This is a genomic window from Streptococcus mitis ATCC 6249 (genome assembly GCF_000146585.1).
GTDB lineage: Bacteria > Bacillota > Bacilli > Lactobacillales > Streptococcaceae > Streptococcus > Streptococcus mitis_AZ.
On record NZ_GL397179.1, the window covers coordinates 1,006,176 to 1,026,422 of the forward strand.

General features: G+C 38.3%; 23 protein-coding genes. 12 read left to right on the forward strand and 11 right to left on the reverse strand.

Features of this window, described 5'->3' with window-relative positions; genetic code table 11:
* Positions 1-59: 59 nt before the first annotated feature.
* From HMPREF8571_RS06685 to HMPREF8571_RS06705, 5 genes are all read left to right on the forward strand, one after another.
* Positions 60-1,226 (forward strand): AI-2E family transporter, encoded by a 1,167-nt coding sequence (locus HMPREF8571_RS06685; protein ID WP_004240074.1) that lies wholly within the window; start codon positions 60-62, stop codon positions 1,224-1,226.
* Positions 1,216-2,445, forward strand: a complete 1,230-nt coding sequence (locus HMPREF8571_RS06690) for a tetratricopeptide repeat protein (protein ID WP_001065974.1) — start codon at positions 1,216-1,218, stop codon at positions 2,443-2,445. The genes HMPREF8571_RS06685 and HMPREF8571_RS06690 overlap by 11 nt, the downstream gene beginning before the upstream one ends.
* A 149-nt stretch (positions 2,446-2,594) precedes the next feature.
* Positions 2,595-3,236 (forward strand): amino acid ABC transporter permease, encoded by a 642-nt coding sequence (locus HMPREF8571_RS06695; protein ID WP_000120357.1) that lies wholly within the window; start codon positions 2,595-2,597, stop codon positions 3,234-3,236.
* 10 nt (positions 3,237-3,246) lie between these two features.
* Entirely contained in the window at positions 3,247-3,876 is a 630-nt protein-coding gene (locus tag HMPREF8571_RS06700; RefSeq protein ID WP_000891737.1) for an amino acid ABC transporter ATP-binding protein, read from the forward strand.
* A 15-nt stretch (positions 3,877-3,891) separates the two neighbouring features.
* Complete coding sequence (locus tag HMPREF8571_RS06705) at positions 3,892-4,683, forward strand: amino acid ABC transporter substrate-binding protein (protein ID WP_000823409.1); 792 nt, start codon at positions 3,892-3,894, stop codon at positions 4,681-4,683.
* Between the two features lie 121 nt (positions 4,684-4,804).
* Here HMPREF8571_RS06705 and lysS read toward each other — a convergent pair whose 3' ends face one another.
* The 5 genes from lysS to HMPREF8571_RS06730 form a co-directional block, all read right to left on the reverse strand.
* Positions 4,805-6,295: a lysine--tRNA ligase gene (lysS, locus tag HMPREF8571_RS06710; protein WP_000102444.1), complete on the reverse strand. Its 1,491-nt coding sequence runs from the start codon at positions 6,293-6,295 to the stop codon at positions 4,805-4,807.
* 138 nt (positions 6,296-6,433) lie between these two features.
* On the reverse strand, positions 6,434-7,057 hold the full coding sequence (locus tag HMPREF8571_RS06715) for a histidine phosphatase family protein (protein ID WP_000780802.1): 624 nt from the start codon (positions 7,055-7,057) through the stop codon (positions 6,434-6,436).
* Positions 7,054-7,539 carry an aminoacyl-tRNA deacylase gene (locus tag HMPREF8571_RS06720; protein WP_001085905.1) on the reverse strand — a complete coding sequence of 162 codons (486 nt, stop codon included), beginning with the start codon at positions 7,537-7,539 and terminating at the stop codon, positions 7,054-7,056. The genes HMPREF8571_RS06715 and HMPREF8571_RS06720 overlap by 4 nt, the downstream gene beginning before the upstream one ends.
* Positions 7,539-8,381: a DUF368 domain-containing protein gene (locus HMPREF8571_RS06725; RefSeq protein WP_000493305.1), complete on the reverse strand. Its 843-nt coding sequence runs from the start codon at positions 8,379-8,381 to the stop codon at positions 7,539-7,541. Before HMPREF8571_RS06725 ends, HMPREF8571_RS06720 begins: the two co-directional genes overlap by 1 nt.
* 104 nt (positions 8,382-8,485) lie before the next feature.
* Positions 8,486-9,286 carry a glycoside hydrolase family 25 protein gene (locus HMPREF8571_RS06730; RefSeq protein ID WP_001227569.1) on the reverse strand — a complete coding sequence of 267 codons (801 nt, stop codon included), beginning with the start codon at positions 9,284-9,286 and terminating at the stop codon, positions 8,486-8,488.
* Between the two features lie 155 nt (positions 9,287-9,441).
* Here HMPREF8571_RS06730 and glmU point away from each other — a divergent pair, with 155 nt between their 5' ends.
* The 7 genes from glmU (at position 9,442) to HMPREF8571_RS06765 (ending at position 15,424) form a co-directional block, all read left to right on the forward strand.
* The gene (gene glmU / locus HMPREF8571_RS06735) at positions 9,442-10,821 is read left to right on the forward strand and encodes a bifunctional UDP-N-acetylglucosamine diphosphorylase/glucosamine-1-phosphate N-acetyltransferase GlmU (protein WP_000073759.1); all 1,380 of its coding nucleotides are present in this window, start codon (positions 9,442-9,444) and stop codon (positions 10,819-10,821) included.
* A gap of 9 nt (positions 10,822-10,830) precedes the next feature.
* The gene (locus HMPREF8571_RS06740) at positions 10,831-11,376 is read left to right on the forward strand and encodes an NUDIX hydrolase (protein WP_000393789.1); all 546 of its coding nucleotides are present in this window, start codon (positions 10,831-10,833) and stop codon (positions 11,374-11,376) included.
* Between the two features lie 11 nt (positions 11,377-11,387).
* Positions 11,388-11,699 carry a cell wall synthase accessory phosphoprotein MacP gene (macP, locus tag HMPREF8571_RS06745; protein WP_000517868.1) on the forward strand — a complete coding sequence of 104 codons (312 nt, stop codon included), beginning with the start codon at positions 11,388-11,390 and terminating at the stop codon, positions 11,697-11,699.
* Between the two features lie 15 nt (positions 11,700-11,714).
* A complete protein-coding gene (locus HMPREF8571_RS06750) occupies positions 11,715-12,407 on the forward strand; it encodes a 5'-methylthioadenosine/adenosylhomocysteine nucleosidase (protein ID WP_000689810.1) in 693 nt (230 codons plus the stop codon).
* A 76-nt stretch (positions 12,408-12,483) separates the two neighbouring features.
* Positions 12,484-12,978, forward strand: a complete 495-nt coding sequence (gene rocS, locus HMPREF8571_RS06755) for a chromosome segregation protein RocS (RefSeq protein ID WP_000021248.1) — start codon at positions 12,484-12,486, stop codon at positions 12,976-12,978.
* A gap of 80 nt (positions 12,979-13,058) precedes the next feature.
* Positions 13,059-13,652 (forward strand): 3'-5' exonuclease, encoded by a 594-nt coding sequence (locus HMPREF8571_RS06760; RefSeq protein ID WP_000413619.1) that lies wholly within the window; start codon positions 13,059-13,061, stop codon positions 13,650-13,652.
* An 8-nt stretch (positions 13,653-13,660) separates the two neighbouring features.
* Positions 13,661-15,424 (forward strand): glycerophosphoryl diester phosphodiesterase membrane domain-containing protein, encoded by a 1,764-nt coding sequence (locus tag HMPREF8571_RS06765; RefSeq protein WP_000801712.1) that lies wholly within the window; start codon positions 13,661-13,663, stop codon positions 15,422-15,424.
* Positions 15,425-15,461: 37 nt separating this feature from the next.
* On the opposite strand, the gene HMPREF8571_RS06770 is transcribed toward HMPREF8571_RS06765, so the two are convergent.
* From HMPREF8571_RS06770 to HMPREF8571_RS06795, 6 genes are all read right to left on the reverse strand, one after another.
* Positions 15,462-15,761 (reverse strand): YbaB/EbfC family nucleoid-associated protein, encoded by a 300-nt coding sequence (locus HMPREF8571_RS06770; protein ID WP_000981514.1) that lies wholly within the window; start codon positions 15,759-15,761, stop codon positions 15,462-15,464.
* A 71-nt stretch (positions 15,762-15,832) separates the two neighbouring features.
* A complete protein-coding gene (locus HMPREF8571_RS06775; RefSeq protein WP_000114667.1) occupies positions 15,833-16,984 on the reverse strand; it encodes a site-specific integrase in 1,152 nt (383 codons plus the stop codon).
* Position 16,985: 1 nt separating this feature from the next.
* Positions 16,986-17,234, reverse strand: a complete 249-nt coding sequence (locus tag HMPREF8571_RS06780; protein ID WP_001158655.1) for a DUF3173 family protein — start codon at positions 17,232-17,234, stop codon at positions 16,986-16,988.
* Positions 17,235-18,407, reverse strand: a complete 1,173-nt coding sequence (locus tag HMPREF8571_RS06785) for a Rep family protein (RefSeq protein WP_001029773.1) — start codon at positions 18,405-18,407, stop codon at positions 17,235-17,237.
* Positions 18,408-18,559: 152 nt separating this feature from the next.
* On the reverse strand, positions 18,560-19,153 hold the full coding sequence (locus HMPREF8571_RS06790) for a hypothetical protein (RefSeq protein ID WP_000789649.1): 594 nt from the start codon (positions 19,151-19,153) through the stop codon (positions 18,560-18,562).
* Positions 19,150-20,244, reverse strand: coding sequence for a hypothetical protein (locus HMPREF8571_RS06795; RefSeq protein ID WP_000885339.1), 1,095 nt, complete (start codon positions 20,242-20,244; stop codon positions 19,150-19,152). Before HMPREF8571_RS06795 ends, HMPREF8571_RS06790 begins: the two co-directional genes overlap by 4 nt.
* Between the last annotated feature and the right edge of the window lie 3 nt (positions 20,245-20,247).

Genomic DNA, 20,247 nt, shown 5'->3' on the forward strand with positions numbered 1-20,247 from the left:
AAAAGAGTTATTTTAGATTAAAAATGGTATAATGAGAGAATGACAGAAAGGATGTATTTATGGAACATAAAGAGAAACATTTTAGCCTATCTTGGTTCTTCAAGTGGTTTTTAGATAACAAAGCTATCACTGTATTTTTAGTAACCTTGTTACTGGGGTTAAACATTTTCATTTTAAGTAAGATTAGTTTTATTTTTTTACCCGTTTTAGACTTTTTAGGGATTGTCATGTTACCAGTTATTTTATCTGGTTTACTTTATTACCTCCTCAATCCGATTGTGGACTGGATGGAGAAGCACAAAATCAATCGTGTGCTTGCTATCAGTATTGTTTTTGTCATTATTGGAATTTTTATCATTTGGGGGCTGGCAGTCGCTATTCCTAATCTGCAACGTCAAGTCTTAAATTTTGCAAAGAATGTGCCTAGCTACCTCGAAGATGCTGACCGTGTTATCAATGATCTTGTAACCAAACGCTTGCCAGATGATTTTAGACCGCAGTTAGAGCAAGTACTTGCAAATGTTTCTACAGAAGCGACGATGTGGGCTAGCAAAATCTCTTCTCAAGCTGTTAACTGGGTCAGTTCTTTTATCAGCGGAGCTTCTCAGGTTATTGTAGCGGTTATTATCGTACCCTTCATGCTCTTTTATCTTTTGAGAGATGGGAAAGGCTTGCGAGATTACCTAACTAAATTCATCCCAAACAAGTTAAAAGAACCTGTGGGTGAAGTCCTATCAGATGTCAATAAACAACTGTCAAACTATGTTAGAGGACAGGTTACAGTAGCTATTATTGTAGCTATTATGTTTATTATCTTCTTTAAGATTATCGGTCTACGCTACGCTGTCACTCTAGGTGTAACGGCTGGTATTCTAAATCTAGTCCCTTATCTAGGTAGTTTCCTTGCCATGCTGCCTGCCCTTGTTTTAGGTTTAATAGCAGGACCTGTCATGCTATTGAAAGTTGTGATAGTCTTTATAGTAGAGCAAACGATTGAAGGTCGCTTCGTTTCACCTCTTATTCTAGGTAGTCAACTCAATATTCATCCTATCAATGTTCTCTTTGTTCTCCTAACTTCAGGTTCTATGTTTGGTATTTGGGGAGTCTTGCTGGGAATCCCTGTCTATGCCTCTGCTAAGGTGGTTATCTCTGCTATCTTTAACTGGTACAAAAAGGTCAGCGGTTTGTATGAAGAAGAAGGGGAGGAAATCAAGAGTGAACAATAGTCAACGCATGCTCCAGGCTTTGGATGAACAGGATTTAAGTAAAGCAGATCAGTATTTTCGTAAAGCGCTTGAAACTGATCCGACCGAAGTTCTCTATGAATTAGCAAATTATCTTGAGGGAATTGGCTTTTATCCCCAAGCCAAGGAAATCTATCTAAAAATTGTGACAGAATTTCCAGAAGTGAATCTGAACCTGGCAACCATTGCTAGCGAGGATGGCAATGTTGAGGAAGCCTTTGCCTATCTGGAAGAAATCACACCAGATAGTGATTGGTATGTATCGGCCTTGGCCTTGAAAGCAGACCTCTATCAGCTGGAAGGTTTGACGGATGTAGCACGCGAAAAGTTACTGGAAGCCTTAAATTACTCAGATGATGCCTTATTAGTTTTTGGTTTGGCTGAGTTGGATAGTGAGTTAGGAAACTATCAGGAAGCCATTCAAGGCTACGCTCAGTTGGACAACCGCTATATTTACGAACAAACGGGCGTATCAACCTACCAACGAATCGGCTACGCATATGCTCAGTTAGGCAAGTTTGAAGCTGCAACTGAATTCCTAAAAAAAGCCTTAGAACTAGAATACGATGATCAAACTGCTTTTGAACTGGCTAGTCTTTACTTTGACCAAGAAGAGTATCAAAAATCTGTTCTTTACTTTAAGCAGATTGATACCATTTCACCTGATTTTGAAGGATATGAGTATGGTTATAGTCAAGCCTTGCACAAGGAACATCAGGTGGAAGAAGCCCTTCGTATCGCTAAACAGGGTTTGGAGAAAAATCCGTTTGAAACTCGGCTCTTGCTAGCGGCTTCTCAGTTTTCTTATGAATTGCATGATGCTAAGGCAGCGGAGGACTTTCTCCTTACTGCAAAAGAAGATGCAGAAGATCTTGAGGAGATTTTCCTCCGACTCGCAACCATTTATATGGAACAAGAGCGATTTGAGGATATTATTGCTCTTCAAAGTCAAGAACCTGAAAATCTCCTTACTAAGTGGATGATTGCCCGTTCTTACCAGGAAATCGAGGATTTAGATAAGGCCTATGAGCTCTATCAAGAATTGTCATCTGACCTCAAGGACAATCCAGAGTTTTTAGAGCAATATACTTATCTCTTACGTGAATTGGGGTATTTCGAAGAAGCTAAGATGCAAGCAAAAGCATATTTAAAACTGATTCCAGATGATGTTCAGATGCAAGAACTCATAGAAACGCTTTAAAAATTCCCTATAATATAAAACTGTATCTCATCACTTTGGATAGATACAGTTTTTTATTTTCTGAAAACAATAGAAATTTTCACATATTTTCGCTTGCTAAACTGTTTATTTATGCTATAATAGGAATAATTATTTTTAGGAGGTGTAGTATGTCTTATATATTCGAGATTTTACCAAGTTTATTGAACGGTGCAAGTATGACAATTCAAGTCTTTGCTCTAGTCTTGATCTTTTCAATTCCTTTAGGGATTATCATCGCTTTTGCCTTGCAAATCCATTGGAAACCCCTCCATTATCTGATTGACCTTTATATTTGGGTGATGCGAGGAACTCCCTTGCTCTTGCAATTAATCTTTATTTACTATGTTCTCCCTAGCATTGGGATACGTTTGGATCGTCTTCCTGCTGCCGTGATCGCTTTTGTATTAAACTATGCAGCCTACTTTGCAGAAATCTTTCGTGGAGGTATTGAGACTATTCCGAAAGGACAGTATGAGGCTGCAAAAGTGTTGAAGTTTAGTCCAGTTGCGACAGTTCGGTATATCATACTTCCTCAGGTGACAAAGATCGTCTTACCGAGTGTCTTTAATGAGATTATGAGTTTAGTCAAGGATACCTCTTTGGTTTATGCCCTTGGAATCTCAGATTTGATCTTGGCTAGTCGGACAGCAGCCAATCGAGATGCCAATCTTGTTCCTATGTTTTTAGCTGGAGCGATTTATTTGATTATGATTGGTCTCGTAACCATTGTAGCGAAAAAACTTGAGAAGAAGTACAGTTATTACAGATAGGAGGACTGCTATGTTAGAATTACGAAACATCAATAAAGCCTTTGCTGGTAAACAAATCTTAACCAATTTCAGCCTAACAATTCCCGAAAAACAAATCCTCGCAATCGTAGGTCCATCAGGTGGTGGAAAGACTACTTTATTACGTATGCTAGCTGGATTGGAAACCATCGATTCTGGAGAGATTTACTATAATGGCGAATCGCTAGCTATAGACGAACTAGAAAAGCGTAATCTACTAGGATTTGTTTTCCAAGACTTTCAACTCTTTCCGCATTTGTCAGTTCTCGAAAACTTAACCTTGTCGCCCATAAAAACGTTGGGCATGAATAAGGAAGCTGCTGAGAAGAAGGCGCGCGGTTTGTTAGAACAACTTGGTTTAGCAAGACATGCAGATGCCATCCCATTCTCACTTTCAGGTGGGCAAAAACAGCGTGTTGCTTTAGCGCGTGCCATGATGATTGAACCTGAAATTATCGGATATGATGAGCCGACATCAGCTTTAGATCCTGAGCTACGATTAGAAGTGGAAAAACTTATCCTTCAAAATAAAGAGCGTGGCATGACCCAGATTGTTGTAACCCACGATCTTCAGTTTGCGGAAAACATTGCTGATCAGATCCTTAAGGTTGATCCAAAGTAGGACTAGGAGGTGCCTATGAAGAGAAAGAAAATTGCTCTTGTACTTGCTCTGTTCTTTAGCTTCTTCCTGACGGCTTGTACTCAGAAGGCAAGTGATCCGAAGCAGGATAATTGGGCCAAATATCAAAAGCAGGGTAGCATTACTATTGGCTTTGACAATACCTTTGTTCCCATGGGATTTGAGGAAAAGAACGGCCAATATGCGGGCTTTGATATTGACCTAGCCCAAGCTGTTTCTGAGAAGCTAGGAATTCAGATTAAATTTCAACCCATCGACTGGGATATGAAAGAAACCGAACTACAAAACGGTACCATTGATGCCATCTGGAATGGTTATTCTGCAACAGATGAACGGAAAGAGAAGGTTTCTTTTACCATCCCTTACATGGAAAATCAACAAGTTTTGGTCTCTAAAAAGTCTCAAAATATCCACTCAATTCAGGATATGACTGACAAAACTTTAGGGGCCCAGGCAGGATCTTCTGGCTATTTGAATTTTGAACGACAACCAGAACCACTCAAGAATCGAGTGAAAGACCAGAAGGCCAATCAATACCAAAGTTTCAATGAAGCCTTAATTGATTTGAAAAATGATCGTATTGATGCCTTGTTGATTGACCGTGTCTATGCCAATTACTACCTTCAGTCTGAAGGAATTTTAAATAACTATAATGTCTTTTCAGCAGGATTTGAAAGTGAGTCTTTTTCAGTTGGTGTTAGACCTGCTGATAAAACGTTGCTAGTTGCCTTGAACAAAGCCTTTGTTGCACTATACAAAGAAGGAAAGTTCCAAGAGATCAGCCAATAATGGTTTGGGGAAGATGTAGCCACCAGTCAAGTTAAAAATCAAGAATAAGAAAAAGAGATTGAGTTTATCTCAGTCTCTTTTAGTATTAAAAATCCTCTGACAAGGGCCAGAGGATAAGAGTTTATTTCATTGTTGGGAAAAGCAAGACATCACGGATAGTGGTTGTATCAGTGAGGAGCATGCAGAGACGGTCGATACCGATACCCAAACCACCTGTTGGTGGCATACCGTATTCAAGAGCCTCAATGTAGTCGTAGTCGATACCCGTTGCTTCATCGTCCCCAAGCTCTTTAGCTTTAGCTTGAGCTTCAAAACGGCTAAGCTGATCGATTGGATCGTTCAACTCGGTAAAGGCATTACCGTACTCCTTAGTCATGATGAAAAGCTCAAAGCGGTCAGTAAAGCGTTCGTCTTCAGGATTTTTCTTCGCAAGTGGAGATACAGCTACTGGATGTCCATAGACAAAGGTTGGTTGGATCAAGGTTTCTTCAACAAACTCTTCAAAGAAAGCATTGATAATGTGACCAACCTCAGTGTAGTGTTTCTCAACTGGAACTTTTTTCTCAGCAGCGATAGCTTTAGCTTCTTCGAAAGTCATGTCTTGCCAGAAATCAACACCGGTAATTTCTTTGATAGCATCCACCATGTGAACACGTTTGAAAGGTTCGTTAATTTTGATTTCAGTTCCTTGATAGTTTACTGGACCATCACCCTTAACTGATTTAGCAGCGTGTTGGATAATATCTTCCGTCAAGTCCATGATATCTTGGAAGTCCGCATAAGCTTGGTAGACTTCAATGGAAGTGAACTCAGGGTTGTGAGTGGCGTCCATTCCTTCGTTACGGAAGATACGGCCAATTTCATAGACACGTTCCATACCCCCAACGATAAGGCGTTTTAAGTGAAGCTCAGTAGCGATACGAAGCACCATGTCAATGTTCTGTGCATTGTGGTGTGTGATAAATGGACGAGCAGCAGCGCCCCCAGCTTCGTTGTGGAGAACAGGTGTTTCCACTTCAAGGAATCCTTTTTGGTCAAGGTAACGACGGATTTCAGAGATGATTTTTGAGCGAGTGACAAAGCGATCAAAGCTTTCACGATTCGAAATCAAGTCCAGGTAACGTTTACGATAAATTGTTTCAACGTCAGTCAAACCGTGGAATTTCTCTGGAAGTGGGCGAAGTGCTTTAGACAAGTGTGTAATGTGAGTTGCCTTGATAGAAAGTTCTCCCATATCTGTACGCATGACTTCACCTTCGACACCGAGGAAGTCACCGAGGTCAGCCTTTTTGAAGATTTCGTAATTTTGTTCACCAACTTCGTCTTTACGAACGTAGATTTGGATTTGACCTTCTCGGTCTTGAAGATGGGCAAAGCCAACTTTCCCTTTTCCACGTTTGGTTACTAAGCGTCCAGCGATAGTAGCAGTTTCATTTAATTCATGTAATTGTTCTTTATCAAGTTCTGCAAATTTATCTTTAAGCTCTTGTGAGTTAGCAGTACGTTCAAAACGTTTTCCGAAGGGATCGATTCCTTGTTCACGGAGCGCAGCCATTTTTTCACGGCGAACGATCTGCTGGTCATTTAGTTCTTCCATATGTTCTGTAGACATGGGTTCCTCCTAATTTTACTCAAAATTTGATACGATGAGTCATTTTTTGCGATACTCCCATTTTATCATAAATAGCAGAGAAATTCACGGATATTCTTTGAAAACTAAAAAGAACTTGACTATTAAGATCAAGTTCCATTATTTTCTTTGATAGGAAGTGTCATTCCATCTTTCCAGAGTGAAGGTTTCAAAATCATTAGTTTCTAAAACTGTCAGACTAGCATTGGCCAAGCCTCCATCTTTGCGGAGGTGAGGCTCTTTATAGCCTAAGAGAGTACGAAGGCTAGCAGTGAGATTTGCCCCATGCCCGACTATCAGAACTCTTTTAGCAGGACTTCCCTTCAGAGATTTGATAAATTGAATGGTTCGCTGAGTCGTAGAGTAGAGAGATTCGGCTTCAAACATCTTCGTATCAAACTGAGCTAGATTAGAGCGAAAGGCCTTGATTTGTTGTGGGTAGATGGCATTGAGCGTAGCGATTTTTAATCCCTCTAGTTTGCCCAGTTGCCATTCACGCAGGTCAGGAATACTTTCTAAAGGACAAGGGGTCTGGAGTTGACTTTGGATAATTTCAGCAGATTTGACTGCTCTGGGTAAATCACTAGAATAAATCGTATCAAAATGAATTTCCTTAAGATACTGCCCCAGTTGTTTTAGGATGTCAATGGATTCCGGAAGAAGGGGCGAATCGCCACTAGCACCTTGAAAACGTCCTTCAAGATTCCAGAGGGTGCGACCATGACGAACAAAATAGAGTTTCACGACTTATTTTCCTCCAAGATATCAGCAAAATCCGCTTTTACAAAGCTGGCTAAGTCTTGAGGTCGGATGATAATACTGTGTCCGACTTCCCCAGAAGAGACGATCATTTGGTCTAAATCCAAGGCAGTCTGATCAATAAAGATTGGATAATTGTGTTTTTGGCGAATGCCGACGGGGTTATTAGCCCCATGAATATAGCCTGTCGTTTTTTCCAGATCTTTTTGAGGAATCATGCTCACTTTTTTATTGCCAGAAACTTTTGCTAGTTTTTTCTCGGCGAGATGTTCTGTTATGGGAACAATTCCAATAATCGGTCCTGTCTTGTCTCCCAAAAGAGCCAAGGTTTTAAAGATTTGGTTTCGGTCATATTCAGGAGGAAGTTCTCCTTCAAGCGCATTGATTTGAATACCAGTATGGTCAATACCTGCCTTGGTCAAGATTTGTTCGACCAAGGTTTTTTTAATCTTGACTTTTTTTGCCATTATTTATACTTATCCTCCAATTGACTCATCCAGATACCAAGCCAGATACCAAGCGCAAAGAAGAAGGCAACGAGAACATAGCTCACAATGGAAAGTCCAGTGTATTGGATACTTTCAGCATTTCCAGCATTTGGAATCAAAATTAAGAGAGTACTTGAAAGAACAATCCCAATGATAAAGTGATAAACACGGGAGTGATAGTTGTTCAATGCATGGTCCATCAATTTTGAAAAGATAATAAGAGTTGCTCCTGCACCAATGCCGATAGGAAGGAAGGTACCGAATAAATCAAAGGTCTTAAAACCAGTTAGCATTGGAGCGTACAGTCCTAAAATCAAGAGTAGATTTGACGGACTTAAACCAGGCACCAAGACACCAAGTGCCAACAGAGCTCCCGCTAAGATGAAACTAGCAAAACTAGCACTGAGAGAACCAACAACAAAGTTTAGCGCGTAGAGCCCTAGTCCTGAAAGGATAAAGGTGGTCCAGAACCAGACTAGGTCAATCTTATCCCGATCAGATTCTCGAGTAGATTCTTTAAGGAGGCTAGGTACTGTACCGATGATAGCCCCAGCAAAGCTCCATAAAACATAGACTTGGTAATTTTCTAGCAGATACTCGATTGGATATGAAAATAGCCCAATTCCGAGCAACATCCCGATAGCTACTGGGATAAAGTAAAGGACATTCTCTTTAAAATCCTTAAAGGGATGAGCCAGAAAAGAAATCATTCGCTCGTAGATACCCAAAATTGCGGCCAGAACTCCTCCAGAAATTCCGGGCAAGATAAATCCAAGGGCAATGACAATTCCTTTAATAACTCGTGTAATCCATGAAAACATAATAAAATCCTCAATTTCATAAAATTCTTCTCTATTCTAACAATTATAACACAGACGGCAAAAAAATGAAAAAACAAGTGAAAAAGTTACGATTTTCACTTGTTTTATGGTCTTAAAAATAGCTTTCTGAAGGTTTCTTCTTTTTCCTTCAAAGTAGAAATCAGATTAATATCTAAATGATGTTCAAATCCAGCAATTCTTCCTTTTGAAGTGTATTGATGGAGGTCGTAGTCTAAACTGGTATTGGGTGTTGTTTCAAAGTAACCAGAGTCTGTCCCGTAAGAAGGAATCCAAATAGCAGTGAATTTATCTGTATTGATACTGTGTTCTTGCATGAAGTAAACTCCAATATAGATGCCGATGTTTTTAGCACCTAAAGATTCCAGTTTAGCACGAAAGGCTTCAACCCCTTCGTTCATATCAGACATTGTTTTTTCTTCCACGTCCAACCAATAGTAACTAGGGTTGTAAGGAGAAGCAGCATTATAGAAAACTTCAGCAGCTTTTTCCATTTCTTCCTTGCTGGGGCTAGCTAGATAGGCATAGACTCCAACTGGGACATTACGCTTTTGAAATTCTGTAATATGACTTTTATAGGCTTTATCAATACCATTAGCATAAGCAGCATCATTTTTTTCAGTATGTTGTGCACCATTATGGACGCGAACAATAACACCTGAAATATTTTGAGACAAGGTATCGTAGTTGATTTCCTCAGGTCTTTGCCAACCAGAGACATCAATAATAGGTTTGTCAAGATTATGCAAGGCCTGATTTTCAACCTGGACTGCATTGGGTTTTGACTTGATAGGATGGTCTTCATAAGTTGGTTTATTGAGGATCAAAATAGCTATAAATATAGTAAATAAAGTAAAAATAATAGCTGGATGAATCTTTTTTCTCATATTTAAATAGTTTAACGTAAATAGATAAAAAAATCAAAGAAAACATCGGAAAAAGTGAATATATGGGCGTCTTTTCCCTATTTCTCTGTTTGTTTACTCCTAAGAAACTAAATTATGGTATAATATAAGGGAATTTCTAGAGAAAAGAGAAGATTATGTCAAATTATGCCATTATTTTAGCAGCGGGTAAAGGTACTCGCATGAAATCAGATCTTCCAAAGGTACTTCATAAAGTAGCTGGAATTTCGATGTTGGAACATGTTTTTCGTAGTGTTGGTGCTATTCAACCTGAAAAAACAGTTACTGTAGTTGGTCACAAGGCAGAGCTAGTTGAGCAAGTATTAGCCGGTCAGACAGACTTTGTTACCCAATCAGAACAACTAGGAACTGGGCATGCTGTCATGATGGCAGAGCCTATTCTCCAAAATCGTACAGGCCACACCTTGGTTATCGCTGGAGATACTCCTCTGATCACAGGTGAAAGCTTGAAGAACCTCTTGGATTTCCATATCAATCACAAAAATGTGGCGACGATTTTAACAGCTGAAGCAGCTGATCCTTTTGGATATGGTCGTATCGTCCGCAATGATAATGCTGAAGTTCTTCGCATTGTGGAGCAGAAAGATGCTACAGACTTTGAAAAGCAAATTAAGGAAATCAATACAGGAACTTATGTATTTGACAATGAACGTCTTTTTGAAGCCCTTAAAAACATCAACACCAACAATGCCCAAGGTGAGTACTATATTACTGACGTGATTGGTATTTTCCGTAATGCTGGTGAAAAGGTTGGGGCCTATACTCTCAAGGATTTTGATGAAAGCCTTGGTGTAAATGACCGTGTAGCTCTTGCGACTGCGGAATCAGTGATGCGTCGCCGTATCAACCAAAAGCATATGGTTAATGGTGTTAGCTTTGTCAATCCTGAAGCAACTTACATCGACATTGATGTTGAGATTGCTCCCGAAGTCCAAATCGAAGCCAATGTTACTTTGAAAGGTCAAACGAAGATTGGTGCTGAGACTGTTTTGACAAACGGTACTTATGTAGTGGATAGCACTATCGGAGCTGGAGCTGTGATTACCAACTCTATGATTGAGGAAAGTACAGTTGCAGACGGCGTGACTGTTGGCCCTTATGCCCATATTCGTCCAGGTTCAAGTCTGGCTGCTCAAGTTCACATTGGAAATTTTGTTGAAGTAAAAGGATCTTCAATCGGTGAAAATACCAAGGCGGGTCATTTGACTTATATTGGAAACTGTGAAGTAGGTAGCAACGTTAATTTCGGTGCAGGAACTATTACAGTCAACTACGATGGCAAAAATAAATACAAAACTGTCATTGGCAATAATGTCTTTGTTGGCTCAAACTCAACTATTATTGCTCCTGTAGAACTTGGGGATAATTCTCTGGTTGGAGCGGGTTCAACCATTACCAAGAATGTTCCTGCTGATGCCATTGCTATCGGCCGTGGACGTCAGGTCAACAAAGATGAATATGCGACTCGCCTACCTCATCATCCAAAGAACCAGTAGGAGTTTGTCATGGAATTTGAAGAAAAAACGATTAGTCGGAAGGAAATCTATCATGGCCCTATCTTTAAACTGGTGCAAGATCAGGTAGAACTGCCAGAAGGCAAAGGTACTGCCCAACGTGATTTAATTTTTCACAATGGAGCTGTTTGTGTTCTAGCTGTGACAGCTGAGGATAAAATTGTACTCGTTAAGCAATATAGGAAGGCCATCGAGGCTGTTTCTTATGAGATTCCCGCAGGAAAACTGGAAACTGGTGAAAATGCAGATCCAATGGCAGCTGCACTTCGTGAATTGGAAGAAGAAGTTGCCTACACGGCTAAGTTAGAACTGTTGTACGATTTCTATTCTGCGATTGGTTTTTGTAATGAAAAATTGAAACTCTACCTAGCAAGTGATTTGACTAAAGTAGATAATCCTCGTCCGCAAGACGATGATGAAACCTTGGAGGTTCTAGAAGTGAGTCTAGAGGAGGCCAAGAACCTGATCCAGTCAGGTCATATCTGTGATGCTAAGACTATCATGGCAATCCAGTACTGGGAACTACAAAAGAAATAGAGGAGCAACCTATGGGAAAACCTTTATTAACAGATGAAATGATTGAACGTGCCAATCGTGGTGAGAAAATCTCAGGACCACCTCTTCAAGATGATGAGGAAACCAAAATCCTGCCTACTGCATCACAACATTTTGGTTATTCACGTTCTAGAGACCACGGTTTTAGTCAAGATACACTTACAATCGAAGTAGAACCAACGATTCATAAGAGCCGTCGTATTGAGAACACGAAGAGAAATGTTTTTAATTCGAAACTCAATCGCATCTTATTTGCAGTCATCCTACTCTTGATTTTATTAATTTTGGCGATGAAACTCTTGTAATTGAAAGGACATGAAATGAAAATTGGAATCATTGCTGCCATGCCGGAAGAGCTCGTATATCTGACTCAGAATTTGGACAAAACTCAAGAAGTACAAGTCTTAGGAAATACCTACTATACTGGCACTATTGGCAAGACAGAAGTTGTCCTAGTTCAGAGTGGGATTGGGAAGGTCATGTCGGCTATGAGTGTAGCTGTTCTAGATGACCATTTTCAAGTAGAAGCCATCATCAATACAGGATCAGCAGGTGCTCTTGCCGAAGGGATTGCCGTTGGTGATGTCGTGATTGCGGATAAACTAGCTTATCATGATGTGGATGTGACTGCTTTTGGCTATGCTTATGGTCAGATGGCTGGTCAGCCTCTTTACTTTGAATCCGATAAGAACTTTATCACTAGGATTCAAACAATTTTATCTCAATTAGAGCAGACATGGCACCTAGGCTTGATTGCTACAGGAGACAGTTTTATAGCTGGGGAAGATAAGATTGCTAGTATCAAGTCCCACTTTCCAGATGTTTTAGCAGTTGAAATGGAAGGGGCGGCCATTGCTCAGGCAGCTCAGGCTCTTGGCTTACCTTTCCTAGTCATTCGAGCTATGAGTGACAATGCCAATCGCGAGGCCTCTATCTCATTTGATGAGTTTATCATTGAAGCTGGACGTCGTTCTGCCCAAGTCTTACTAGCCTTTTTAAAGGCTTTGGATTAAGCGGAAATTTGACAGTTTATCTAGCTTATGATAAGATTTAAATAAAGAAAAGCTAGAAAATGTTTCAGAGGATATTATGAGTATTGAAATGACCGTCAGTGAGATTGCAGAGGTCTTAGGTCTATCTCGTCAAGCAATCAACAATCGTGTCAAAGAACTTCCAGAAGAGGACACGAAAAAAAATGACAAAGGTGTAACTGTAGTTACTCGAAGTGGCTTGATCAAGCTAGAAGAAATCTACAAAAAAACGATTTTTGAAGATGAGCCAGTCAGTGACGATGTAAAACAACGTGAACTGATGGAAATCTTGGTCGATGAGAAGAATGCTGAAATTCTTCGATTGTACGAGCAACTCAAGGCCAAGGACCAGCAGTTGGCAGAAAAAGATGAGCAGATGCGCATCAAAGACCGTCAGATTGCAGAGAAGGACAAACAGTTGGATCAACAGCAACAGTTAACTCTTCAAGCCATGAAGGATCAAGAAACCTTGAAACTAGAGTTGGACCAAGCAAAAGAAGAAGTCCAAGCAACTAAAAAAGGCTTTTTTGCTCGCCTGTTTGGAGGAAAATAAAGAAGCTGTTTGGGTTATTCACTAACCTAATGGCTTCTTTTATTATTTATAGTTAAAATCAAGTCGAAATTGAGGGAAAAATGGAAAAATTAAGAGATTATATTGCCTTTGATTTAGAGTTTAATCAACACGATGGGGTTACCCATTTAATTCAAGTGTCAGCAGTCCGCTTTCAAGATGGACAAGAAAGTGCTGCTTTTGATTCTTATGTTTATACTACAGCCCCATTGAAGAGTTTTATCAATGGTTTGACTGGGATCACAGCTGAAACCTTGAAAGATGCGCCGAAAGTAGAGCAAGTTTTAAAAGATTTTCAGGCGTTTGTTGGCAAATCACCAATCGTTGGCTACAATGCAGCTAAGAGTGATTTACCAATTCTCTTGGAGCACGGTTTGGACTATCGTGACCAGTATAAGGTCGACCTATATGATGAGGCTTTTGAACGCCGTAGTTCTGATCTACACGGCATAGCCAATCTCAAATTGCAAACTGTGGCGAATTTTTTAGGGTTTAAAGGACAATCGCATAATAGTTTAGAAGATGCGCGTATGACAGCGCGTGTCTACGAAGCCTTTTTGGAATCGGATGAAGGAAAGCTATTAATAGAAGACCAGAGTAGTTTTTCTATGAATAATCCTTTCGGTAGCTTAGATTTATCCCAATTTTTAGACTAGGAGTGCCTATGAAACCTGAAAAACCTAAGAAGCTAGGTTTTAGGAAGATATACTATAACCTAGATAAGATTTTATTTCTATTTTTCTTGATATTTATGATGGTTGAGTTTGTCTGGTTGCCATTGAATTCTTGGATTGCAGGGATGTTGCTCAGACAAACAGGTTATTTGTTTATTTCTTACAATAACTTTCTTGCTATTATTCAAGGCTCACCTTTTGTCAGTTTAGCCTTTCTCATCTTAATTGCAATCAATCTCTTGGTCGCTTATTTTCAGATTTGTCTTTTATTCATTGGGGCGCGTCACCTTCTCTACCATGAAAAGAGAACCTTGATCGAGTATAGTCGAAAAGTCTTTCAACAGAGTTTTCTATTTATGAAACGATTCAGTATCTGTAAAATGGCCTTTGTCTTCTTTTACGTCGCTATGCTTTTTCCTTTCATCAGGAAAATTTTAAAAATCTACTACCTTAATAAGATTATTATTCCAGATTTTATCGTTACCTACCTTGAAGATAAGTATTGGCTAGTTGGTCTGCTGATTCTGTCCTCTGCTTGGATTTTACTCTATATTTCAGTTCGTTTCATGTTTGCTCTTCCCAAGATTCTCTTTGAAAAGAAAACAGTGAGAGAGGGAGTGAAATATAGTCTGCAAAAGACAAAAAAACACGTTATCTTTTATGCTTGGAACTTGCTTCTCATTATCATTAAAACCTACCTCTTTTTCTTTCTACTCTTGATTCCCATATTGTTTGCTCAAGTTGTAATGGATGAATTAACTCATAAAGAATCCCTAGTCCTAGGGGTAATCAATTATGTTTTGATAAAGAACTTCCATTATATGACCTTGACTTATTTTCTCGTTAAATTCGTTTCATTTTTAACTGGTGAAGAACTTGAAATCATGCCAAGAAGGAAGAAAGACCATTTGATGAGATGGGGAGTAATAGGCTACGCTAGTATCGTTTTTGCTTTAGAGGGTTATATCTATCTTGAGTCTCCTGACACGAGTACCCCTTTGGTTATTTCTCACAGAGGAGTTTCCAATAAAAACGGAGTTCAGAATACAGTCGAGTCGTTAGAGAAAACAGCTCAACTAAAACCAGATTTGATTGAAATGGATGTCCAGGAAACCAAAGATGGTCAGTTTGTAATGATGCACGATGCCAACCTCAAAAATTTAACAGGTATTAATGCTACGCCGCAAGATTTGACTCTAGATGAATTAACAAATACAGATATTTACGAGAATGGTTATCAGACAAAGATTTCCAGTTTCGATGCTTATCTGGAACGCGCCAATGCATTAAACCAAAAATTGCTGATTGAGATTAAAACCAGTAAAAAAGATAGTCCGCAAATGATGGATCATTTCCTCGAAAAGTATGGAGCGACTATCAAGAAATATGGACATCAGATGCAATCACTAGACTATCATGTGATTGATAAAGTGTTGACTTATGATTCTGAAATTCCAGTTTACTTCATTCTCCCCTATAACAGTATTTTCCCAAGAACCAAGGCAACTGGTTATACCATGGAATATTCAACCTTGGATGAATACTTTGTCAATAAACTCTGGACTACTGATCAGAGTCTCTACGTTTGGACCGTAAATGGTTCTGACGCTTTCGATAAAGCTATTCGTCTAGGAGCCAACGGTATGATAACAGATGACCTAGAAATGGTACAGTCACAGGTATTGATGGCTCAGGATGACCCTGAATATACTGATTTGATTCTAAAGAAAGCCATGGGATTTTTTGACTTCTAAGAAAAAAGAGAAACATTCGTTTCTCTTTTCTTATGGATTAGAAAGGCAATTTTCCAGCGAAAGCACCAAGTTTCTTCTTAGTCGTTTCGTCGATTTGGTCTAGCGCAGCATTGATAGCTTGAACAGTCATGTCAGATAGAGTTTCGAGGTCTTCTGGGTCAACAACGGCTGGGTTAAAGTTGATGCTTACAACTTTCTTATCACCAGTTAAGGTTGCTTGGACAAGGTCTTGAGCAGATTTTCCAATAAATTCCATAGCAGCAAGTTCTGCTTGACTTTGTTCCATTTGCTTTTGAAGTTTTTGTGCTTGACGCATCATGTTTTGCATATTCATCATAAGATTTTTAAGATTCCTTTCGTATCAAGGCTTTGAGCCTTGTTTAATAAATTTTTTTGCCATTTTTTGCCCTAGAAGTTGTCAAAAGCATTGGCGACTTCTTTTTGTTGAGTTGGGAATAAATGCGAGTAGATGTTGATAGTTGTATTAATGCTACTATGTCCGAGTCGTTTCATAAGTGTAAAAAATATATAATCTTTTCCCTCACCGTTTCTGAGTCCTTTTGAAACTAGAAACGCTGCATGTGAATGTCGGAAATCGTGATTACGAATCATTTTTAATGATGCAGGCATTCTTTTTTTCAATTTAATCTTTTGATTAGAAACCATTGGAGCAGTAAGTTGTAAAGGACTGTCTTGAAAGATTTGTAAGTCTTCTGTATTGTCCGTAAACTCTGCTAATAGGTGAGCTTGTTTTTCTTTCCATTCCGTTAGTTCTTGAACGAATGCCTTATGAATGTAAATTCGACGATTAGATTGGGTAGTTTTTACTGTTCCGATATGGACCTTGTTATTACGAAAGTAAGCAGAATACTTAATATCGATATAACCCTCTGATAAATTAATCTGTTTCCAAGTTAAGGCTAATGCTTCGCCGACTCGAACACCTGTAAACATTAGCACTCGATAAAATAGCTGAAACATGTATTCATCTTTTGTGAACAGAGAATCAAATTGCTTGAATTCTTCAGGAGTGAAATAAGACATCTCCTTATGTTTATCAGGAAGTTTTCTTAGTCCATTGCATGGATTATCTTGTCTAAGACGATTAGCAACAGCAACATCAAACATTTTATGCAGAAAAATCATTTGCTGATTAACAGTCGTACTTGATAGTGTTCCACCTTTAACACTTGGTTGTTTTACCAACCAATCTCTAAATTTTTTTACTTCATGGATAGTAATGGCAGACATATCTGCATGCTCAAAAAACTTAGAGACATATTGGTTATAGTAGGATATCTGTGTATCAATGGTGCCACGTTTATTCCCACGGAGTTCATCTTCTTGTTGAACTAAAGAGTAAAGGTGAGAGACAGATATTTTATCTTTAATCTGAACTTGGTGAAGTTTGTTTAAGCGATAATCTGCCTCATATTGAACAGCTTCTTTACGAGTGGTAAATCCTGACTTTCTATGTCGTTTGATTTCACCAGTCAATGGGTCTATTCCATCGGTGATATCTACTTTCCATTTTCCCTTGTATCCTTTTAGAACTGACATATCATTTTCCTCTTTCTATGTCAGTAGCGAAGAGTACAGTATCTATTATATCATGTTTTGAGATGATTTTGAATCCAAGAATTTCTTCGGCAATAGTCTTTGGTATTCTTCCAATCCTTTTGTTTTTATAAAGTTTGAAACCTCTTTCGACAAGTAATTTTTTACCCTCTCGTATAACACGTCTAGCCGTGCCTTCTGGATATCCTTGATTAGCGATATCTATGTAGGTAACTGTCTGAACTTCTTGCATTTATTCATTCCTTTCCTTTTTCTTATTCAATTCTAAAAATAACTGGTACGACTTATCTTGAATAGTTTCTTCTGTATCAGTTTGATTTTTAAATGGATTTGGTAATTTATTGCCATGGTCTATATAAAACATCTGGTCTATTGGTTCGTACTTGTAAAATTGCAGATGTTCTTCTTTGACTTCGACTACCAAGGATAATCTTCGCATTAGCTGGCCCCAAGAATCTATATGACTTGTTTTTCTTTTCTTAGTTAATTCTAAAAAGAAATCGTAGGGGGAGTAGGGGCTAGTGATGATATAAATATTGGCTAGTAACGGTTTATCAAAATAACGACTACTTGCCATCGCTTTAACATTGTAAGGGTCAAACATTTTGAGTAAGTCTGAGTAGTCAAATTGATGGGGGCGTAATTCGTCTAAAATAATCACGTGTTCTAAATTGTATTGTTGAAAAGGGTCACGGATTGAGCCCGTAATAAAATAGTTAGGGTCATACTGTTCTGCGTATTGAAGTGCTAGACGAGTCTTCCCTGTTCCCGCTTTTCCAAAAAGCCAAATAATTGTAACAATTTCATTCTTGTCAATCATTTCCTGTCTCCATAGTTCAGCTTGTGTTTCTAGTCGTTTTAAATAGACGGTTTCTATTTTTTGCCTTGCTTTGGCATATTGTGAACCAGTAAGTCGTTGTTCAATTTCTGATTTTGTAATATCACCAGTATAAAGTAGATCCAGTAGATTATCTATAATCATAGTGTCATTTATTTCATATCGTTTGGTTACATTTTTTTCGATAGTGTCTAATAGGAGTAAATAGTCAAAATTCGCAATAACTTCTTTAGGAGGATATTGGTATTTATCTTGATTAGACTCCGTGTGATGAACGAGATATGAATAAGCATTGTTTACTGAACCCCTCCATTGCTCAAAACACTGTATTGGTTGTTTAGTCAACTTAGCAAGATTGTTCAAACTTCTAGCACTTTCAAACTGTAAAACAAGGTGTATATGTGGTGCGACAAGGTGTCCATCTTGCCCAATATCCTTATCATGCAATATTCCCGCAAAACGAATCGGTTTTAGAATGTTCGTCATATACTCGATGATATCTTGTAAATTTGAAGATTGGAAATACTCAATCTGTTGAACAAACATAATATTTCTGGCTTTTGCCATTTTCAACTCCTTTCTTTTTTTGGAACAATGGAACAAAACTATACTGCTTCAATAACAAGCCCTGAAGCAGTATAATAAAGCTCTCAAATGAATTGAAACATAACCAGCTCGGAGCTCTTGCCTAACGGCAAGCTCCGCTGGTATTTTAATCATTAGAGATTCTCTCCCTCTATATCATACGAATAATCATGTTGATTAGAGAATTTATATAAATCTGAATATTTACTAATCAGATTTTTACGCAAAAATTTTGCTTTATCTTTTAAAATTTCGTCAACCATAAGACTTTGTGCGTGTGGTATAAAAACATAAATATAGTCACTCGTTAAAATACATCTGATAGAGTAAATGACAGACTTATACTTTTTTAAAACATCACTATCAATCATTTTAGTTTCACTTAGCATTTGTTTTCGTACTATCCTTAATAGATCTACTGTTTGGAAAAAGTTCAAAAACTTATCTTCTTTTATCCATACGATGCAAAGAAGGATATGCGCTAAAAGATAGATGATAAGAACGATAGTCATTGCTTTAAGTAGTATAGATTGTGCTATTTGAAAATTATCTAAAATTTGGCTCCAAACGTTCCAAGAGATAATGGTGCTAACTTGGTTGATAAACCATATACCTGCTAGAGATAAACTCCATAGAAAGCTCAAAAGTAACTCTAAAGGCAGTAAGTAGTAGAGTTTGTCGGTAATGACAGTGCTATTTCGTATAATTCTATTTTTAATGTTTTTCATATATTTTCTCCTTTAAATGTTGGTACGAGCAATGGCATAACATTAGGTGCTGTTACACCATCAATAACTTGAACAATACCAGTTCCTTTTCCGTTAGGAATGACAATTCCAGTCTCTGAATCCAAGTCTGGGAATAAAAACGTTGTTGTTTTTCTGTTGATTAACCCAAGTTGTATCAAGAAATTACACTGTTCTCTAACGGCAATCGGTAAAGCGTTTGTATCCATCCGCTGACTCACTAGGATTAGATGGACAGATGTTGCTCGTCCAAGTAGTGCAATATTAGATAATAGTGCAAAAAATGTATCTTTGACATTTTTAGATGTTAAAGATGTTAAAGCAAGCAATTCATCAATCACAAGACAACGATGTTGAAATTTTTTAGAAGGATTTTCAAGAAGCTCTGATTGTCTTTGATAGATAGTGTCTAGTTCTACTTTTAGCAGGGTATTCACCTTAGAAACAAATTCATCAGCTGAGAAGTCTTTCTCTTGATAAAGAACTTGTATGTTCTGTTTTAAGCAGTAACGAGAGATAGAATCGCATTTAGGGTCTACAACTGTTACATGAGCAAATTGATTAATAACAGAGATTAGATAGGTCAAAGCGTAACTCTTTCCAGAACCAGAAGAACCAGCAATCAAACAATGAACGATGCGATTAAAATCAATTCGATAATTTTTCATGAGTTCAAAACTCTCGTTTTGAACAGAGACATCAGATAGCTTTTGATACATCAGTCTTTCAGGTATTCCCTTAAAGAATGGAAACCTAAAAGCACGACTAGTATTAATGCTTGCACTATCACGTTTGACTATATAGACCGATGGCTGTTTAAGAAATGTCAACATAGGATAGGCACTTGTGGATAAAATTTGAAAAATCTGTTGGTATAGAGTATTATCCAAAATGTACGCACAAGGAAAACGAGGAACAAAGTCTAGATAATTGTCACCATAGATGAATTGGAAGGAATTTGTAGTTGAAGAAATAGAGCTGTTTCTCAACCCTATTTCTACACACTGAGCTAGATATTCAGTATCAACTACGAATTCCCGTTTATTTTCTGATTGAATAAACGGAAATGCCATTGG

Bases quoted from the DNA above. Each gene is read 5' to 3' on its own strand.
- HMPREF8571_RS06705 (WP_000823409.1), top strand. From the start codon at position 3,892: ATGAAGAGAAAGAAAATTGCTCTTGTACTTGCTCTGTTCTTTAGCTTC.
- HMPREF8571_RS06740 (WP_000393789.1), top strand. From the start codon at position 10,831: ATGGAATTTGAAGAAAAAACGATTAGTCGGAAGGAAATCTATCATGGC.
- HMPREF8571_RS06725 (WP_000493305.1), bottom strand. From the start codon at position 8,381: ATGTTTTCATGGATTACACGAGTTATTAAAGGAATTGTCATTGCCCTT.
- HMPREF8571_RS06775 (WP_000114667.1), bottom strand. From the start codon at position 16,984: ATGTCAGTTCTAAAAGGATACAAGGGAAAATGGAAAGTAGATATCACC.
- HMPREF8571_RS06770 (WP_000981514.1), bottom strand. From the start codon at position 15,761: ATGATGAATATGCAAAACATGATGCGTCAAGCACAAAAACTTCAAAAG.
- HMPREF8571_RS06720 (WP_001085905.1), bottom strand. From the start codon at position 7,539: ATGGCAAAAAAAGTCAAGATTAAAAAAACCTTGGTCGAACAAATCTTG.
- HMPREF8571_RS06695 (WP_000120357.1), top strand. From the start codon at position 2,595: ATGTCTTATATATTCGAGATTTTACCAAGTTTATTGAACGGTGCAAGT.
- rocS (WP_000021248.1), top strand. From the start codon at position 12,484: ATGAGTATTGAAATGACCGTCAGTGAGATTGCAGAGGTCTTAGGTCTA.
- HMPREF8571_RS06795 (WP_000885339.1), bottom strand. From the start codon at position 20,244: ATGGCATTTCCGTTTATTCAATCAGAAAATAAACGGGAATTCGTAGTT.
- HMPREF8571_RS06700 (WP_000891737.1), top strand. From the start codon at position 3,247: ATGTTAGAATTACGAAACATCAATAAAGCCTTTGCTGGTAAACAAATC.
- HMPREF8571_RS06790 (WP_000789649.1), bottom strand. From the start codon at position 19,153: ATGAAAAACATTAAAAATAGAATTATACGAAATAGCACTGTCATTACC.
- glmU (WP_000073759.1), top strand. From the start codon at position 9,442: ATGTCAAATTATGCCATTATTTTAGCAGCGGGTAAAGGTACTCGCATG.
- HMPREF8571_RS06760 (WP_000413619.1), top strand. From the start codon at position 13,059: ATGGAAAAATTAAGAGATTATATTGCCTTTGATTTAGAGTTTAATCAA.
- HMPREF8571_RS06685 (WP_004240074.1), top strand. From the start codon at position 60: ATGGAACATAAAGAGAAACATTTTAGCCTATCTTGGTTCTTCAAGTGG.
- macP (WP_000517868.1), top strand. From the start codon at position 11,388: ATGGGAAAACCTTTATTAACAGATGAAATGATTGAACGTGCCAATCGT.
- HMPREF8571_RS06785 (WP_001029773.1), bottom strand. From the start codon at position 18,407: ATGGCAAAAGCCAGAAATATTATGTTTGTTCAACAGATTGAGTATTTC.
- HMPREF8571_RS06750 (WP_000689810.1), top strand. From the start codon at position 11,715: ATGAAAATTGGAATCATTGCTGCCATGCCGGAAGAGCTCGTATATCTG.
- HMPREF8571_RS06765 (WP_000801712.1), top strand. From the start codon at position 13,661: ATGAAACCTGAAAAACCTAAGAAGCTAGGTTTTAGGAAGATATACTAT.
- HMPREF8571_RS06730 (WP_001227569.1), bottom strand. From the start codon at position 9,286: ATGAGAAAAAAGATTCATCCAGCTATTATTTTTACTTTATTTACTATA.
- HMPREF8571_RS06780 (WP_001158655.1), bottom strand. From the start codon at position 17,234: ATGCAAGAAGTTCAGACAGTTACCTACATAGATATCGCTAATCAAGGA.
- lysS (WP_000102444.1), bottom strand. From the start codon at position 6,295: ATGTCTACAGAACATATGGAAGAACTAAATGACCAGCAGATCGTTCGC.